We start from the raw sequence: 16,376 nt of genomic DNA, 5'->3' as shown, positions 1-16,376 counted from the left end.
GTCCCGCCGAATACGAGACCGCACTCGCAGCCTGACCACCACACCGATGGTGTCCGTCAAAGCGGAACAAGCTCACGCGGAGCTTGTACCCGACCGGAGGACAATCGGGCCAGTGCTGCTGCCACAGCTCGGTCAAAGCCGTTTGTACGCCTCCAGACACTTGCCGCACCCGCCCTCTCGCCATCGGCTCCCGTCGACGACCATGATGCCCGGCACCCATCCACCAACAGAAACGACCTCTTAGGGATAGCAGCCTCATCATGCGCTACAGGTAAGGAGCTTCACATGGTCCTGCTGTGTTACTCGGATCTCGAGGACGATGACCGCGTCGGCGTCCCGGCGCTTCATGCCGCGTTGGAGAGCTGGGTGCTTCGCCTGCTGGTCGACACCCAGGACCGGGCCACGCACCTGCCTGCCCGCTTCGCCTCACCGATCGAGGACTGCACGCCCGAGGACGAGGCACTGGCGTTGCGGACCATCCGGTTCCTGCGCTACGCGCAGGAACAGCTGATGGACCGGAACGCCCTCCTTCGCTACCTCTGTCCGGACTGCCCCCGCGATGGGCAGGCGGGCTGTCCGGCTCTCAACCGGCCGAGCCCGAGGGGAAAGACCCTGCACGAGGCGGTGTATGCGGTGCGAATCGAACCGGTGCCCGTGCAGCACGGGACCTGGCTGGCGCAGGCTCGGCCTGCGGCCTCCCGAGTGTTCGAGCGGCTGCGCCGGATGACCAGGCAAGTGACCACACCCGTGCCCGGCGCCGGTGAGGAAGCCCGCAGGGCTGTCGTGCGCCACCTGTATGAGATGGCGCGCATGTGGAGAGCACAGGGTCTGCCCGATGACGCCGTGAACGTCGACCAGGAACAGGACGGGGCCTTCGCCCAGGACGTCTGGATCGCCTTGCTGGAGAGGGGGCGGCGGAGAAGGGACACCGACGCGAGGCACTCCCCCGTGAACTTCATCGCTGCCGTCCTGCACACACTCGCCCAACAGCTCAGCGGGCCAGAAGCATTCACCACCCGTGAGGCCGTCATGGCCGCGCTGGTGGCACGTAACGCCTGCATCGAGGGTGACACGGCAGCCGTGGACGAGTTCTCTCGGACGTGGCTCCATCTTGGCCGACCGCACGCGTGGCGCGCGGCCGTGGAGATGGCCCTGCTGGGTGACTGGGTTGCGACTCTTGGCCGGCACCTGCGTGGCGATGCCGAGATCATGGAGCTGCTCCACCGTCATACCGAAAGGGAACATCGCTGTCTGCAGCCGCTCTGGGAGCGAAAATCCGGCGGCCGCACGGTGCGGCTGCTGGAGGCCCCGGTCGCGTCGGGAGTGTCCTTGAGAGATGTGGTCAGCGATGACCGGCGCCCGGAGAACGGCCTGTTGCACGGCGAGGTGGAGGATTGCCGCGTCCTTGCCGTGCTCGCGGATCTGGCACCCATGGAGAGAGCCGTAGCCATGGCCTACGGTGCGCAGCGCGTGACATGGGCCCAGGCCGCGGCTCTGGGCGGCGCCGACCATCCGGATGCGTTCGGCAACCGGGTGCGCCGCAAGCTGAGGCGACTGGGTCTGCGCCATCGTGCTGAGGCAAGCCCGTCCGCCCCGGTGCCGGCGGCCGGCCAGTGAACATTCTCAGCGCAGCCGCAGCCGAATATCTAGCGAGCCTTGCGGCAGCACTCACGCTGGTCGCAGCGCGGAGCGTCAGGCGGCGCTTCAGGCAGCGAACTGGTCTCGCTCCGGCCGCGCCGACCGCAGATGCGACAGCCGAGACCCACTCGGGACCGCGCTGACGCCCGGCTGCAGGATGTGTGCGACGCCTCCCTGAGACAGGAGGCGTCGCACACCCGGGCTCGGCACCCTTATGTTCGCGCCACCGGGTCTGCGTGGGCGCTGGACGACCTGAGGACCGCGGTGTCACCGTGCTCACGGACGACCGAGACACCTACCTCGCCATCGACGGAGGGCCTCCGGCCGGAGATGCCCTCCTTACAGGATGCCCCCGTAGCGTAGAGACGTCGTTCTGCCGCTTCGGCCCTGAGCTGGGCCTCCTCGCCCAGGTGCTGGTTGCCGTCGACCAGAAAACGGGCTTGGGCACGGGGCGGTGGCTGCTGCGGATGATCCGGCAGATCTACCGCTACCTCCACGACGATGAGGGCTACGACTCCCCCATCCGGGACCTGGTCGCCGAAGAAATCCACCTGGCCCGCACGTGGTCATCGCCTATCCCCTGGCAGTGTCATCGTGTTCGACGGTGCGCCGCGTACTGCACACGCCTGTCGGGCCGTCACAGTGACCGCGACGGGCTGGTCAACCTCCTCGACGACGCTCTACTCTCCCGCCTCCTGCACCAGGAACACATCATCGGCCCGCGCGACACGTTCCATGCCGACGGCGGCACCCCTCCACTGCTACCTGTGTCAACGGTTCCTGAATTTTGGTTCTGGATCACTTTCAGTGCCGGAGCCACGGAGGGTCACCACAACCGCGATCATGAACGGCCTCGCGCGGTGAGGAGGACCCGTTTGCGGAGGAGGCCGAAGTGGGCGCGGCCGAACATCTGCCGCTTCAGCATCTTGATCTTGTTGTTCTGGCCCTCGACGGCTCCGGAGCTGTAGCGGAGGGTGAGACCGGCGACGACGGCGTCGAGGTCCTGGCCCAGGCCGGTGACGAAGGTGTGCAGGGCAGGGAGGTCGTCGGCCTGAACCCGGGTGATCCACTGGTCGAGGTATTTGCCCTGGCGGTCGTTCATCAACTCGGCGAACGTGCGGACGTGGTGGGCGGTCCGGTCGAGGGCGGGGCAGCGAGCCAGGATCGCTTTGAGCTGCTGGGCCTGGTCGTCGGTGAGGCGGTCGGGATGGCGGGTGAGCCAGCTGGTCACGTCCCGCAAGGACGGAGCCTTGCGAGGCAGGGTGGGCGGAAAGTCCGCGCGGAGCTTTGCCACGTAGACCTTCACGACGCTCTCGCCGCCGGGGTAACCACGCTCGCGTACTTCCTCGAACAGGCGGCGGGCGACGGTGCAGCCCTCGGCCCACCGCTGGTGCAGGTGAGGTTTGTAGGGGTCGAGGATGCTGGTGCGGCCGGTCCACCGTCCGACCAGGAGTTCGTCCGCACTCGCCGCGTGTGCGTAGCGGCGCACAGTGTTGCGGGCCAGTCCCAGCCTGCGGCTGATCTCCCGTATCGCGATGCCTTGTTCGAGCAGAGCGTGGACGGCCTCGTCCTGTTCGCGAACCCGGTCGGACAGGCGGCCGGTGGTCCGCGGCCCCGCGGGAGCCACGTCGAGGTCCAGCCCTTCCAGGGCCTCGGCAGCCGCCGCAATGGTGGTGTCCTGGGACTCGCGCAGCAGGGCACGGTGCTGGACGACAGTCTTCTCGACCGCCTCGGCGAGGTTCGACCAGATGTGCCACCTGTCCGCGACATGCACAGCGTCCGGGGCGCCGAGGCGTCCGGCCTCGGCGTAAGCGGTGGAACGGTCCCTGCAGATCACCTCGACGCCGGGATGCTCGGCGAGCCATCGGGCCACCGTCCCGGTAGTGCGGTCCGGCAGCAGGTCGACGGGCTGGTGTGTCTCGATGTCGAGCAGGATGGTGCCGTAGTTGTGGCCCTTGCGCAGTGCGAAGTCGTCGACCCCGAGCACCCGCGGTGTCGGGGTCTCGGGGTCCTCCAGGCGGCGGACCAGCCGTAACAGGGTCGAGCGGCTCACCTTGGCCGCCAGCGTGTGGGCCAGGCGAGAACCGGCCCGGCCGGCCAGCATCACCGCCACCCGTTCCAGCACCGTCTGCAGCCCGGCGCTGCGTCTGCCGTGCCGGAACGTCAGTCCGTCGACCTGCTCGGCAAACGTCACCTGCAAGCAGCCCTGCTGAGAGCAGCGGAAGCGGCGGCCCCGTAGCTCGATCAGCGCCGGACGGCCGCCGACCGCGCTGTCGGCGAGCCGACGTACGTACCGGCTGTGTACCCGGCCCGACTCCGTCCCACACGCCGGACACGCAGCCCGTCCGACAGCCGTCCGGGCCCGCACGACCACCAACTCGCCGTCGGCTATGACGCTTTCGACCACAACATCTTCGACCCGGTGGAACCACAGGTCCTGGAGGAGTACATCAGCCACGGCCGTTCATGATCGCGGTTGTGGTGACCCTCCGTGGCTCCGGCACTGAAAGTGATCCAGAACCACTTTTCAGAGACTGGCGACACCGCCGCTTTGGCGTCCGGGACGAGGGCAGCCCAAGTTCATCTCAGAGCGGCGGGTTGCCGTCGGGGGGGTCCCGGATCCAGGACAGACCGCCAATGTCGAGTCGTCGGCGGGTGCGAGTGACGGCTACGTAAGCAAGGCGGGCTTCGGCGTCGTTGATCGGGCCGGGCACCGCGCGCCCGGTGTCATCCTGCTGATCGCTGTCCTTGGGCGGGGTAAAATCGTCCGCGATCTTCACGCGGGCCCATTCCCGGCCCTTGGCCTTGTGGGCGGTCGATACGGTCACCTCAGCTTTCTGCTCGGGCACGAGCTGAGCAACCGCACTGAGGATGGCGTCCGTGCCGTGGGTGTCGACGAGATCGAGCAGCGGTTGCAGGTCCCGACCGGCCGGATCATGGGCAGCATAGTCCTGCAGGTCTCCCCAGGAGGGAAACAGGACCAGTTCGGGGTGGCTGGTGCGGCGTCCGTCCTTGAGATCGCGGGCAGCCAAGGCCAGGGCCCGCAGGCTGTCTCCTCCACCGGCCAGGCCCACCCGGTACCCGGTGGCCAGCAGGTCCATGACGTGTGCCATGGCGCCGACGTTGGTGCGGCACAGCACCGCGTCGGGGCGGGTGACGGGTCCCAGGTCGGTGGGTACGGTCACGGTGCCGGTAAGGCGGATCGGGGCGTCGGCAATGGCCAGCCACCGGTTAGCCTCCTCAGCGAGCTGCGGGCCGAAGCGGAAGGACTGCGACAGAGCGAGCTGGGTGCCGTCGAAGCCGGTCATAACGTCCTTGGCGCCGCGCCAGTCGTAAATGGCCTGGGCGGAGTCGCCGACCATGACCAGCTGGGCGTGACCGCGCTGATGAAGGAAGATCTACTCGACGACGGGGTTGGTGTCCTGGGCCTCGTCCAAGAGCAGGAAGTCACTGTCGATCTTCGGTTGGGCAAGGGCCCAGATCTTCAGGTAGTGGTCGTGGTCGAAGCGGACGGCCCCGTCGTCGGGGTGCTGCAGGTCGGCCCAGGCCTTGCGGGCGAACGGCACGATGTGGGCGGCGAGTTGGGTGTGCAGGTCCTTGTCTTCCAGACCGCGCAGGCGGGGGACGTGATGGCGGGTGATCGTCTCATCGGCGGTGTGGCAGAAGCCGGCCACGGTGCGCAGTGTGGCGTTGGAGAGGGTCTTTTGTGAGAGGTCGCGTTCGCCGATGCGGATCGGCTTGATGATGCCGAGGGCCTGCCCGGTCTGCCAGGCCGGGCGGCGAGGGGCGTTCAGGCGGCGGGTGTAGCGGTGGCCGACGGCGGCGTAGGCCAGAGCGTGGGCGGTCTTGCACTGCACGGTACCGGGGAAGCGGGTGCATGCGTCCTGGGCGATGGCCCGGTTGTAGGCGAGGTAGCGGCCGCGGCGTTTGGTGGTGCGGGCGAGCAGCGCCAGGGTGGTGGTTTTGCCGGTGCCCGCGCCGGCCTGCAGGGCGAGGTGCTGGCCGGCGTGGAAGGCGTCGGCCGCGGCAGTCTGTTCGTCGGTCGGGTTCATGCGAGGGCTGCTCCGGGGGTGCGGGTCAGGGCGTGGCCGACGGCTGCCAGGAGGTGTGCGGCCGGGGTGCCGGCGAGCAGGTGCTGCACGGCCCGGTCGAGCCGGTCGGCCTCGTCGCTGGCGTGCTGGGCCAGTGCGCGGTGCAGGGCCAGCTTCACGAAGAGTTCCGGGTTCTGCCCCGTCTCCAGCGCGGCCTGACGGATCGTGGCGTGGAGGGCGGGCGGGAAAGCGAGGTTGAGCAGGACCTGCCCGCCGACGTCCGGGTAGTGGGTGGTGATCACGTCCACGGGGAGCCGGGTGGCGAGGTGCTGGCGCAGCCGGTGTGCGGCGCGGCCGGGGGTTTTGGCGCGTACGAGGGTCATGAGGCGGGTGGCGTCGGGGTTGGTCGCGATTGGCAGCACGCGGGCGGCGTCGCGGAGTTCAGCCGGGGCCAGAGGGCGGGTCAGGAGGATTTCCAGGGCGTGGTGCGGCATTGTCACTTCTCTTCGCTGCCGTGTGCCGGTGGGTATGGCAGGCCGGTACGCAGGTGCTTGGCGTGCAGGAGGGGGTCGAAGACCTGCCATCCGGCCAGGGCCAGGTCAGCGGCGCCGTGGGTGATGGCGTGTTCGGGGCAGCGCTGGATACGCCAGCGCCGTTGTTCGGCATGGGGCAGCTGGCTGAGGTCGTAGACGGCCGTCGTCTGAAGAGCGAGTTGGTCGCGTTGGGTGCCGATGGGCAGCAGCCTCCAGGATCCGGGAGGGGCGTCCGGGGCCAGGACGGGACGGGGGCAGCGGTGTCGGTGGCTGGTCTGGGCTACGCAGCGGATGGTCTCCAGGGGGCCGTCGGCGAGGTAGTGGCCCAGCAGCATCCGCACGACGGGGCGGTCGGGGCCGTCAGGTGCTGCGCTGGTGGGGGCGGCCGTGGGGGTGGTGAAGACACCGGTGTCGATCAGGCGACGGGTTCGTACGGCGAGTTGGCGGCGCACCGACTTCAGGGGTGGGCTGATCCGGCAGATGGGCGTGCGCTGCGGGCAGAGCACGGCGTGCGGAATGCGGCACCATGCGCTGCCGTCGCTGTGCGGGTGTGCGATCCCGGAGCTCAGGTGCCAGTGGCAGGAGGCAGGGGCGTGGGCGGTGGCCAGTTCAGCGGGATGTAGGGCGATGGGCCGCCCGTCGGCACGCGGGTAGAGGTCGATGCGGTTGCCGCAGTGGCGGCAGCGGCCGCTCTGACCGGCGCGCAGCAGGCGGCTGGGGCTGGTGGCCGCCACCCGCAGCGGACGGCGCGCCGGTGCGGTGCGGGGGCTGCCGTCCCAGTGGCAGCCGGAGGCGGAGTTGGGGCGCATGGCGAGGACCGTGCCAGGCGGCACGCCCCGAGGGCGGGGCTGGCGGGCGGGCAGTCCCCCGGGCGGCCCAGCGTTTTCGAACAGCGACTCGGTTCGACGAGTATGCGTTCTATGCATGCTCGCCGGTTCGGGTGATCTGCGCGGCGTGCCAGGCCTGACGCGACCGAAGTCAGGCGCCCTTGGGTCCAGGCGGGGTGTGGTCGTCGCAGAGCGAGCCGAGCAGCTGGCCGATGGGGACATCGAAGGCGTGCGCGAGAGCGTGCCACGTGGTGACGGTGCCGGCGGCTCGGCCGTGTTCGAGGTCGATCAGCGTGCGCCGGGCCAAGCCGCTGCGGTCGGCAAGTTCGTCGAAGGTCCACCCGCGCGCGTTCCTCAGCCGCGCCAGCGTCACACGCAGAGCGTCGCGGTCCGGGTCGGGCGGCAAGATCTTCACCCGACCATCCGACGGTGCAGACACCTGCCCTGTCAGTGCGGATTTCTGCACTATCACTGCAGATGGGCGCACCGGGCGCCCGCGCTGCGCTAGTGCAGGGATCTGCACTACGGTGCGGGCGGCTCCCCTCGTGCCCGGCACCGGGAGACCACCGCACAAGGCCGGCGCGGATCAGACCGGAAGGGACAACGAGCCGATGCGGCTTGCCAGCACACACGCCACGGTGCAGCGCATCTGGACAGTGCACCTACGCCCGCAGACGGGGGGACCGGCCCTGGCCTGCCCCCGCTGCGCGCACAGCCCCGTCCTGCCGGCTGCCTCCGCTCGCTCGGCCGCCCTCACCCACCTGGCCCGCCACGCCCGCGCCGACACCCTGCCCGGACACCTGCGCACCTGCCAGTGCCGGGCACTCGGCTGCCACTGGCACCCCCGCCACCGCGGCTGCGCGGGACCCGTCCTGCTCGCCCTGACCTGCGACCGCAGCGGCCGCACGTGGCGGCTGGCCGACGCCTGCGCCGCCTGCGCGGCAGCAATGAGCCACACCGCCGTCGTACCGCCCACCCTGCTCGCCACCGGACGCGCCCAGCCGACCGCCGGCACGTCGCGCTCTGCGCGCAGCACGCCCGCGTTCGGCCCGGCAGAACGGCAGCGCGTACGCGAAATGCTCACCTATCTCGCCACAGCACTGCCCCGCTTCTCCTCCCCCGCTGCCCGGCTGCTCGCCCTGCAGTGCGCGCTGCGCGCCGACCTCCACGGCCAGATCCGCCTGCCTCACGGCTTCCTGCGCGGCATGCGGCTCCACGGCCGCACGGAACTGTGGCTCGAACTGGAGCACGCCGGCTGGCTGCACCGCCCCAGCCGCAGATGCTCCCCCGTCCAGGCACAACTGCTCGACGACGCCGTCCTCCACCAGGCCCCCGGACGCGCCGCGCGTATCCGCGCCGCCCAATGGGCCCTGCACCCCACCCCGCTGGCCGCCCCGCCCAGCCTGCCCTCCGCCCTGCGGCTGACCGCACTCGCCCTGGCCGCCCACAGCACCGCCGCGGCGGGCGGAGGCGAACTCGATGCCCTCACCCGCCAGTGCGGGCAGCCGCCCCAGCAACTGGAGGACCTCCTCGACCAGCTGGTCCGCGCCCACCTCGTGACCACCTGGCACCACCATCACGACAACGACGAAGTCCGGTGGGAGCTGCCCGCACACGCCTGCCCAGCCTCGACGCCGGCCAAGAGACCGCGCGTAAAGGACGCAGGTGGCCCGTATACCTGACCTCTCTGGAAGATCAGGCTCGAAAAGATCTTCAGCGGCGTGTAGCCGCCGGCGGCCACCTCTCCTCGCCCTCCCGCCGTCGCAGCCCCGAGGTGAACACCAGCGCGACACTGGTGTTGCGCACCTGCGTCTGCGGGACAGGCTCCGGTGGGTCGACGCGACCGAACACTGCAGTCGATGCGGACTGACACGGCACATTCCCGGCGTGCCTGCAAGATCGCTCGGGGGATCGGAGTGGACGATGCACGCGGCGCTGGCCTGCGTGGCGAGCTTGGCCGTCGGGTCAACAAGGGCATCCTCCGCCGGGTCGCCCGCAGCATGTACATCCTCGACGACGACTGGATGCCGACCGAGCGCCAACACGAGCGCTCCGTACGGGAGTTGCACGACATCTTGGCCCTATGGCTCGGCTCTCCAGGCGCGATCTCGCTATCCCTGTACGGGGCGGCCGACGGTCCACTGCCTCCAGTTCGGGGCAATGGGCAGAGACTTCCTTCAGGCCAGCGTGGTCCTCCTGGCTCAGGGCCGTGGGATGACGGGTGGTTGCCGGTGTGGGCGGCGTTATCGACGGCGGGGCCGGCCGGCGCCCGGTCCCGGTCGATGCAGTGTGGCCGGGCTAGCAACGGCGGGTCGCGGTGGTCGTCTTGTGGTCGGGGAGGCCGCCGTGTCCGTCGCCATCGGAAGCATCACCAGCGCCGCGAGAACGCGTGCCCGCACGGGCGGGGGCACCCCGGGACGGCAAGAGCTGCCCATGACCCCGTACACCGACACACACACGCGCGTGGGTCCGGCGGCCCGAGGAGAAGGGGGTGACCGAAAGGCCAGTACCGCTCACCGGGACACCGAATCCGGATCCTCCGAGCTTCTCGACTGCCGCCAGACCTCATACCGAGGTGAGGTATACCGTCACAGGGGGATGCGGGCCCAGACTGCTTTGCCCCGGTCCTGCGGGCTCCACCCCCATGCTGCGGACAGGGCAGCGACGACGTTCAGCCCACGCCCTATGACGGACAGGCTGTCGGCCACCTGCGGGGTGGGGTGGCGGGGGCTGGGGTCGAGCACGATGCACACCACGGTGCGCGGGCTGGTGCCCAGAGCCATCCAGGTTCCCTCGCTGGCGGCAGCCGTGTGACGCAGGGCGTTCCCGGCGAGTTCCGCCATCACGCTGATCACCTCGTCGGTGGCCGCGTCCGCACCCCAGCGTTGGAGCTGGTGGCGCGTGAACCCCCGTGCATGGGCTAAGGCTTGTCCCGTAACTGATCTTCGGGGTGGGTTGAAGGAGGTCAACCGTTGTCCTGCTCGCTCGTCTATCCGGTGAGAGCGAGGTTGTGGAGGCGGGCGGTGCCGCTCATGGCGTCCTGGACACCGTCGCCCTTGAGGCGGCAGTCGCGCAGGATCTTCCAGGTCTTCATGCGGGGCGAAGACATGCTCAACCCGAGCGCGGACCTGCTTGTGGGACTTGTTGTGCGTCTGCTTCCAGTCGGGGAGTTCTTCGCCTTTGCGGCGCCGATGGGGCATCACGAGGCCGGTGCCCGGGTAGCCGCCGTCGGCGATCGTCATGGTGTTGCCGACGGCGGCCTTGGCCCCGGATTCCACCCATGCCTTGCAGTCGTTGCGGTTGCCGGGCACTGGTCGGACGACCACGACGACCAGGCGACTGTCGGCGTCGATGACGACCTGGTGGTTGGTGGAGTACCGGTAGTTCTTCGACTGCTCGGCGACCGTGTGGTCACGGGTGGGAACCAGGGTGCCGTCCACGATCAGCACGGTCTCCTTGCGGAATCGCTTGCGCTGCCGCAGGGCCAGTAACGGCCCGAGCTGATCGACGATCCGGTCGGCAGCCGACTTGGATACTCCAAACAGCGGAGCGAGTTGCCGCAGCGTCAGGTTCGTTCGCCAGTAAGCGGTGACCAGCAGGACTCGGTCCTGCAGCGGCAGGCTCCACGGCCGACCCTTGCGAACCGGGTCCGCACCTTCGCGCCGCAGCGCGGTGACCAGCTTGCCGAACTGCCGCGGGCTCAGCCCGGTGAACGGGGCTATCCAGGACGGCTCGGACGCCGTGATCAAACCAGACACAGCAAGATCGTCTCAACTGCCGGCCATTCGCGGTGGCCTTCTCGCGGGTCTGTACGGTCTTCGGTGTAACTCCCGATCATGGAAGTAGCACCTGATGAGCGACGTGGCTGTCTCTGTCGAGGCGGTTGAAGGGGTCCGGCCGTCCGAGTTGTCGGCGGACGTGCTGGACGAGCAGTTGATCGGGCAGTTGGTCGACCGGGCCCGCGCGAGCGGGCTGCAGCTGACAGGTGAGGGCGGGCTGCTGCAGCAGTTGACCAAGCGAGTGCTGGAGTCCGCTCTCGAAGGTGAGATCACCGACCACCTCGGCTACGAGAAGCACGACCCGGCCGGTGCCGGCAGCGGCAACAGCCGCAACGGGGTCCGGTCCAAGACCGTGCTGACCGACGTGGGGCCGGTTCAGATCACGGTGCCGCGGGACCGCGACGGCAGCTTCGAGCCGCAGATCGTCAAGAAGCGCCAGCGGCGCCTGACCGGTGTCGACGAGATGGTCCTGTCGCTGTCCGCGCGCGGTCTGACGCACGGCGACATCTCCGCCCACCTGGCCGAGGTCTACGGCGCGAGCGTGTCCAAGCAGACCATCTCGACCATCACCGACAAGGTCATGGACGGGATGGCCGAGTCGCAGAACCGGCCGCTGGACCCGGTCTATCCGGTGATCTTCATCGACTGCGTGCACGTGAAGGTGCGCGACGGGCAGGTGGCGAACCGGCCCATCTACGTCGCTCTCGCGGTCACGGTGGACGGTACCCGCGACATCCTCGGCCTGTGGGCCGGCGACGGCGGAGAGGGCGCCAAATACTGGCTCCAGGTGCTGACCGAGATCAAGAACCGGGGCGTCGAGGACGTGTGCATGGTCGTCTGTGACGGGCTCAAGGGCCTGCCCGACTCCATCTCGGCCGTCTGGCCCCAGGCGGTGACCCAGACCTGTGTCGTCCACCTGATCCGGGCGTCGTTCCGCTACGCGGGCCGCCAGGACTGGGACAAGATCTCCCGCGCGCTCAAGCCGGTCTACACCGCTGCGACCGCGAGTGCGGCGGAGGACCGGTTCCTGGAGTTCCAGGAGGAGTGGAGCGCCAAGTATCCGGCGATCGTGCGGCTTTGGGAGAACGCCTGGGCCGAGTTCGTACCGTTCCTCCAGTTCGACGCCGAGATCCGCCGCGTCGTCTGCACCACCAACGCGATCGAGTCGGTCAACGCTCGCATACGGAAAGCCGTCCGGGCCCGCGGGCACTTCCCGAACGAGGCCGCAGCCCTCAAATGCGTCTACATGGCCGTCATGAGCCTTGACCCCACCGGTCAGGGACGCAAACGCTGGACGCTGCGCTGGAAGCCCGCCCTGCAGGCTTTCGACATCGCCTTCGACGGCCGACTCTCCGTCGGCCGCCGCTAACCCACACCACCCGAGTTACACCATTGGCTGGACAGACCCGGCTGACGCTGGCTCAGCCGTGGCGGGACCTGGAAGGGCGTGGTCCGGGTCTGAGCGCTTCAGGAGGTCAGTCGAGCCAGTCGTTGGGGATCAGGGCCTTGCGCTGTCCGTTGTCCGGCCGCCAGTTCTCGACGATGGCGTCCTGGAACCAGGGTTCCTCGGTGAGGTTGGCGTGATCGCACACGATGATCTGTAGTGCGCCTTTGTTGATGTCGGCCACGTCCTTGAGGAGTTCGAAGTAGGCCGTGACGGTTTCCCAGTCGGCGTCCTGGACGGTGGTGGCGTCTTTGATCTTCGCGGGAAAGAAGGCCTGGGTCGGCTGGTCGAGCATGAGGAAACCGGGGACGGGCCGGTGGTGGAGGCGGAAGTAGGTGTGCAGGGCGAGGTGGGCGACCATGTGATAGCCGATCCAGTTCTTGGCGCTGCCGATGCGGTTGAGCGGGAGGCGTCCCTCGGGGCGCCGTACGACGACGTTGAGCTGGCTCAAGCTGATGGCGACTTCGTCCGCCGATACAGCCTGGCCGAGGTTCAAACGCCGGGCCCAGGCGGTCATGTTGACGGCGATGTCGGCGAGCCGCCGTTCCGTCTCGGCGACGACGTCGTCCTCGTCGATCAGGGCCTGGAGGGTGGCGGCGTTCTCCTGGGCCAGGATCAGGTTGTTGCGCAGTTCGCCGATGTCGCCGGCGGGTGATCCTGTGCCGGCGGTGAGAGCCTGGTCGATGCGTCCCTGGATCCGGGCGATGCGCACGTGCTGGTCCTGGAGGCTGCGCATGCGTTCGTCGCTAGCGGCGAGTTCTCTCAGCTGCGCCCCGTTGACCCGGAAGCGTTCGACGACGGTTGCCCGCTCGGTTTGGAGGGAGCGGCGGTGCTCGTCGCGGATCGGCTGGATGGTCTGGGCATGGTCGAGTTCTTCCGAGAGCTGCTCGGTGAGCGTGGTGATCTCGGCGGCCGATGCGTCGGGCTCCTCGAGCGGGCGCGTGCACATCGGGCAGACGGCGGTGTCGTGATCGCGTTCGGGGCCCAGGAGACCGATGGATTGGAGGCGGCCGAGCTGCAAGTGGAGTTCACCGGTGAAGGCCTCCCCCTGCTTTTGCCAGCGGTCCACCAGGGCGAGTGCCTCGTCGAGCTGCTGCAGCTTCTCGCGCAGTTCGCGGCGCTCGTCGCTCAGGCCCTGGCGCCGGTCTCTCAGGTCCACCGGACCCACGGTCGACACCGTGACGGTGAGCGCCTGCTCTAGCAGAGCGCGGATCTCCGCGGGGTCGGGGGCCGGCGGGATCTCCTCCAGGAGTCCTTCGCTCTGGGCGAGGCGGAGCAGGGCGACGCCGCTCGCGTCCACGGCCTCGCGGTGGCGCTGGGCGTCGTCGAACTTGCGCTGGGCGGCGCGCTGGGCGCGCTGGGCCTCACTCAAGTGGTAGCGGCGCAGGGCCTGTTCGGGGCCGGCGGCTCCGAGGAAGTAGGGCAGGGTGTCCTTGAGGGTCTGGGCGATGCCGGTCTCAGTCTGGCGGTGGAAGAGGGCTTTCTTGTCGGCGATCTCGTTCTGGTTCTGGAAGCACAGCAGGGCCGCTTGGGCGATGGAGACGTCGAAGGCTGCGCGTGCGGCGCCGGGGGGAGGCTGGAAACGGAAGTCCTCGATGCCCAGGCGGGCGCTGACCTGGCTGCGCAATGCGGCGACGTTCGAGTTCGGTGTCAGTTCGTCGGCGCGGGGAAGATCGAGGGTGTCGCCGCCGGTGCGGATCATGGCCTGGGTGGTCGAGGCACCCGCGGGCCGGGGCCGGGCCAGGAGCATGCGGCTGTCGCGGAAGGCGACCAGGAGCGCGTACCAGCCCACGGTCCGGTCGATGGGTTCGTCAGGCAGGTTGGGGGTGCTGCGTCCCAGGCAGTAGTCGACGATGTCGAGGATCTCGGACTTCCCGGTCTCGGACTCGCCGGTGAGGATGTTGAGCGCCCCGGGGCGAAACCGCACCACCCTCGGGGTGGGCCTGCCGTCTCGGTGGTAGAGGGCCAGGGCGAGTAGTTGCATGGTGGTTCGCAAGCTCCTTTGCAGAGAGGGTGGTCAGGGGCGGACGCCCAGGAGGCTGTAGGCCAGGGCGGGGTCGACGACGGCGAGCCAGCGGCCGACGAGGCCGGCGCGGCGGGCGCAGTCCGCGACTTCCTCGCTCGCGGCTGTCGAGGCGGCCTTCGGCGCGCGGGGGCAGCGCAGTCCTGTCGCGGTGACCTCGATGGCGTGGTGGCGGAGGGCGGTGCGCAGGCTGGCGCGGGTGTAGTCGGTCAGCGCGGCGCACCGCTGTGCGAACGCGGCCTGGTGCTGGGGGTGTTCGGTGAGCCAGGCGGACATGGAGTGGACGGCCTGGGTGGGCAGGTCCTTGCGGGTGTCGGTGGGCAGTACGAACGGCAGGACGAGGAAGGCGCTGGGCCAGGGCAGGGGGCGGTCGGCCTTCTTGGTCGCGGCGTGGACGCCGGTGGCCAGGAGGTAGGCGCCGAAGGCCGTGTTGAGCAGGGCCTGTGCTTCCGGAACGCGGTGGTTGGTCATGGTCACTGGCCTGGCTGCTCGTTGTGGTTCTGGCACAGGTCGGGATAGTCGGGATGCCAGCCGACGGACTCATCATCCTCGGTGCTCTGTGCCCTGCCGGCGAGGCTGTGCATGGTGCCGCGGCCGATCCATCCCTCTGTGGTGCTGCCGGGGCGGGCGGGCATGCCGGCGGCCTTGTCCATGGAGTCGTCGAGGACGCGTTTACCGACGGCTTTGCGTTCGGCGGCGGGGGTGTCGTCCTCGATCGTGTCGGTGTGGCGGGTGAAGACGTGGTCCCACTCGTCCCACAGGAGGCGCTCGTAGTCCTCGAGCGCCTTCTCGGTGATCGTGAAGTCGCGCAGCCATGCTGAGCGCTGCGCGCGGGCATAGTGGTAGTCACGCAGGTGGGTGGCGACCGTTCGGTCCTTCAGGCCGATCCACCGCATCTGCGCGACAACCAGGTGGTCTTTGTAGGCGGCGATCTCAGCGGCGGTGAGGCGGCGCAGCGTCTCGGTGACGGGCAGGTTCTTTCCCGCGAACCGGTCGAGGGTCTCTTCCAGGAGACACTGCAGTTCCTTGGCGGTCACCGTGGCCCGTGGCCCGTTCCTGTCCAGCAACTCCACGGCCATGCCGTACCACCACCCCTTGATGTAGTCGAGGATGGCGCGGGCGTGCTGGCCAGGCCTGATCCCCAGTATCCGGGCCAGACTAGAGTCGAGGTCTGACATCAGCGGCGACGCGTCGTTGATCTCGATGGCGGAGACGAGCCGGTAGCGCTGCGCCGGTGTGAGGTCGGTGAACTTCTTGCGGTCCTTGGCGGTGGTGTCGGGTTCGGCGGCCCGGGCGACCTGCTCCATGCCGGCTAGGGCGTCGGCTACGGAGCGGCCGGTACCCGGGCGCAGTTGGTGGAGAAAAGTGCCTTCGGCCGCCACTTGGGTGGTGACCAGCCGCAGCAGGGGCATCGTCCCGGTAGACAGGCGGCCCAGCGCGGTCAGCGCGTCGATCCACGAGGCGACCGAGCGCCAGAAGTCCTTGCCGGTCTCGCTCAGCCGCCCGGTGTTCTCGCGGTGTTTGGACTGCAGCAGCACAAACGGGTCGTCTGTTTCCTCGTACAGGAATTCGATGTCGTCGAGGACTTCCATACGGACTTCGACCGTGATGTCGTCCCAGCTGCGCTCGGCGAGTTCCAGCAGGGCCAGTTCGCACTGGTAGAGGTATCCGGTCATCTGGCCTGCCGCCGAATGCGACCCTGCTTGCGCCACGTTCCCCACTTGTGGTCGAGCCTGTACTGAACGACGGTTTCCTCGTCGCGTCGGATGGGCAGACGCGACGGCTTACGACGTAGGCGGCTGCCGCCGAATCCCCAGGAACCCGTCCGTCACTCCCCTGTCGGCGTAACCTAGCACCTCATAGGCAACACGCGGCACTCAAGCGATCACCTGGGGTCACACGGCGGCGGGAGTCGCTACCCGTGCTTGCACGGCCGCCACCGTGGTTCGTTACCGTATACGCGGTCACCCGTCTCGAACCACCCGAGGATTGCCAACCAGCTTGAAGTACGGTAAAGGCACCATAGCCGCGAGCCGCGAGCCGCGAGCCGCGAGCCGCGAGCCGCGAGCCGCGAGCCGCGAGCCGCGAGCCGCGAGCCGCG

At 69.1% G+C, this 16,376-nt stretch carries 11 protein-coding genes and 2 pseudogenes; 3 read left to right on the top strand and 10 right to left on the bottom strand.

All coding sequences use genetic code 11. The features are described 5' to 3' along the window. The first annotated feature begins 285 nt into the window (after window positions 1-285). Entirely contained in the window at window positions 286-1,617 is a 1,332-nt protein-coding gene (locus ACTT8P_RS35295; protein ID WP_442835879.1) for a hypothetical protein, read from the top strand. A gap of 862 nt (window positions 1,618-2,479) precedes the next feature. On the opposite strand, the gene ACTT8P_RS35290 is transcribed toward ACTT8P_RS35295, so the two are convergent. From ACTT8P_RS35290 to ACTT8P_RS35270, 5 genes and pseudogenes are all read right to left on the bottom strand, one after another. Beyond that, window positions 2,480-4,045 carry an ISL3 family transposase gene (locus tag ACTT8P_RS35290; RefSeq protein WP_442835881.1) on the bottom strand — a complete coding sequence of 522 codons (1,566 nt, stop codon included), beginning with the start codon at window positions 4,043-4,045 and terminating at the stop codon, window positions 2,480-2,482. Window positions 4,046-4,223: 178 nt separating this feature from the next. Further along, window positions 4,224-5,690 (bottom strand): annotated as a pseudogene (locus ACTT8P_RS35285) (UvrD-helicase domain-containing protein). Next, a complete protein-coding gene (locus ACTT8P_RS35280; RefSeq protein WP_442835878.1) occupies window positions 5,687-6,169 on the bottom strand; it encodes a hypothetical protein in 483 nt (160 codons plus the stop codon). Before ACTT8P_RS35280 ends, ACTT8P_RS35285 begins: the two are co-directional and overlap by 4 nt. Continuing rightward, a complete protein-coding gene (locus ACTT8P_RS35275; protein ID WP_442835877.1) occupies window positions 6,166-7,011 on the bottom strand; it encodes a DUF6083 domain-containing protein in 846 nt (281 codons plus the stop codon). The genes ACTT8P_RS35280 and ACTT8P_RS35275 overlap by 4 nt, the downstream gene beginning before the upstream one ends. A gap of 169 nt (window positions 7,012-7,180) precedes the next feature. Then, the gene (locus tag ACTT8P_RS35270) at window positions 7,181-7,444 is read right to left on the bottom strand and encodes a helix-turn-helix transcriptional regulator (protein WP_442835876.1); all 264 of its coding nucleotides are present in this window, start codon (window positions 7,442-7,444) and stop codon (window positions 7,181-7,183) included. Window positions 7,445-7,640: 196 nt separating this feature from the next. On the opposite strand from ACTT8P_RS35270, the gene ACTT8P_RS35265 reads away from it, so the two are divergent. Beyond that, the gene (locus ACTT8P_RS35265) at window positions 7,641-8,711 is read left to right on the top strand and encodes a hypothetical protein (RefSeq protein WP_442835875.1); all 1,071 of its coding nucleotides are present in this window, start codon (window positions 7,641-7,643) and stop codon (window positions 8,709-8,711) included. A 906-nt stretch (window positions 8,712-9,617) separates the two neighbouring features. Here ACTT8P_RS35265 and ACTT8P_RS35260 read toward each other — a convergent pair. Next, window positions 9,618-9,812, bottom strand: a complete 195-nt coding sequence (locus tag ACTT8P_RS35260; protein ID WP_442835874.1) for an ATP-binding protein — start codon at window positions 9,810-9,812, stop codon at window positions 9,618-9,620. 206 nt (window positions 9,813-10,018) lie between these two features. Further along, window positions 10,019-10,787 (bottom strand): annotated as a pseudogene (locus ACTT8P_RS35255) (transposase). Between the two features lie 103 nt (window positions 10,788-10,890). Between ACTT8P_RS35255 and ACTT8P_RS35250 the strand changes: the two are divergent. Next, window positions 10,891-12,177, top strand: a complete 1,287-nt coding sequence (locus ACTT8P_RS35250) for an IS256 family transposase (protein WP_442835880.1) — start codon at window positions 10,891-10,893, stop codon at window positions 12,175-12,177. 106 nt (window positions 12,178-12,283) lie between these two features. Here the strand turns inward: ACTT8P_RS35250 and ACTT8P_RS35245 are convergent, their stop codons facing one another. From ACTT8P_RS35245 to ACTT8P_RS35235, 3 genes are read right to left on the bottom strand one after another with little or no spacing between them, the layout of a single operon-like run. Next, window positions 12,284-14,236 (bottom strand): DUF3732 domain-containing protein, encoded by a 1,953-nt coding sequence (locus tag ACTT8P_RS35245; RefSeq protein WP_442835873.1) that lies wholly within the window; start codon window positions 14,234-14,236, stop codon window positions 12,284-12,286. Window positions 14,237-14,269: 33 nt separating this feature from the next. Further along, on the bottom strand, window positions 14,270-14,746 hold the full coding sequence (locus tag ACTT8P_RS35240; RefSeq protein ID WP_442835872.1) for a three component ABC system middle component: 477 nt from the start codon (window positions 14,744-14,746) through the stop codon (window positions 14,270-14,272). Between the two features lie 2 nt (window positions 14,747-14,748). After that, a complete protein-coding gene (locus ACTT8P_RS35235; RefSeq protein ID WP_442835871.1) occupies window positions 14,749-15,987 on the bottom strand; it encodes an ABC-three component system protein in 1,239 nt (412 codons plus the stop codon). Window positions 15,988-16,376: the final 389 nt, after the last annotated feature.

It is taken from the genome of Streptomyces sp. JW3 (genome assembly GCF_052216785.1).
In the GTDB taxonomy this organism is placed as follows: Bacteria; Actinomycetota; Actinomycetes; order Streptomycetales; family Streptomycetaceae; genus Streptomyces.
This window is presented reverse-complemented; position numbering and strand designations above follow the sequence as displayed.

Excerpts from the sequence above, each read along its gene's own strand:
- ACTT8P_RS35265 (WP_442835875.1), top strand. The coding sequence starts at position 7,641 with ATGCGGCTTGCCAGCACACACGCCACGGTGCAGCGCATCTGGACAGTG.
- ACTT8P_RS35295 (WP_442835879.1), top strand. The coding sequence starts at position 286 with ATGGTCCTGCTGTGTTACTCGGATCTCGAGGACGATGACCGCGTCGGC.
- ACTT8P_RS35260 (WP_442835874.1), bottom strand. The coding sequence starts at position 9,812 with ATGGCTCTGGGCACCAGCCCGCGCACCGTGGTGTGCATCGTGCTCGAC.
- ACTT8P_RS35245 (WP_442835873.1), bottom strand. The coding sequence starts at position 14,236 with ATGCAACTACTCGCCCTGGCCCTCTACCACCGAGACGGCAGGCCCACC.
- ACTT8P_RS35240 (WP_442835872.1), bottom strand. The coding sequence starts at position 14,746 with ATGACCAACCACCGCGTTCCGGAAGCACAGGCCCTGCTCAACACGGCC.
- ACTT8P_RS35275 (WP_442835877.1), bottom strand. The coding sequence starts at position 7,011 with ATGCGCCCCAACTCCGCCTCCGGCTGCCACTGGGACGGCAGCCCCCGC.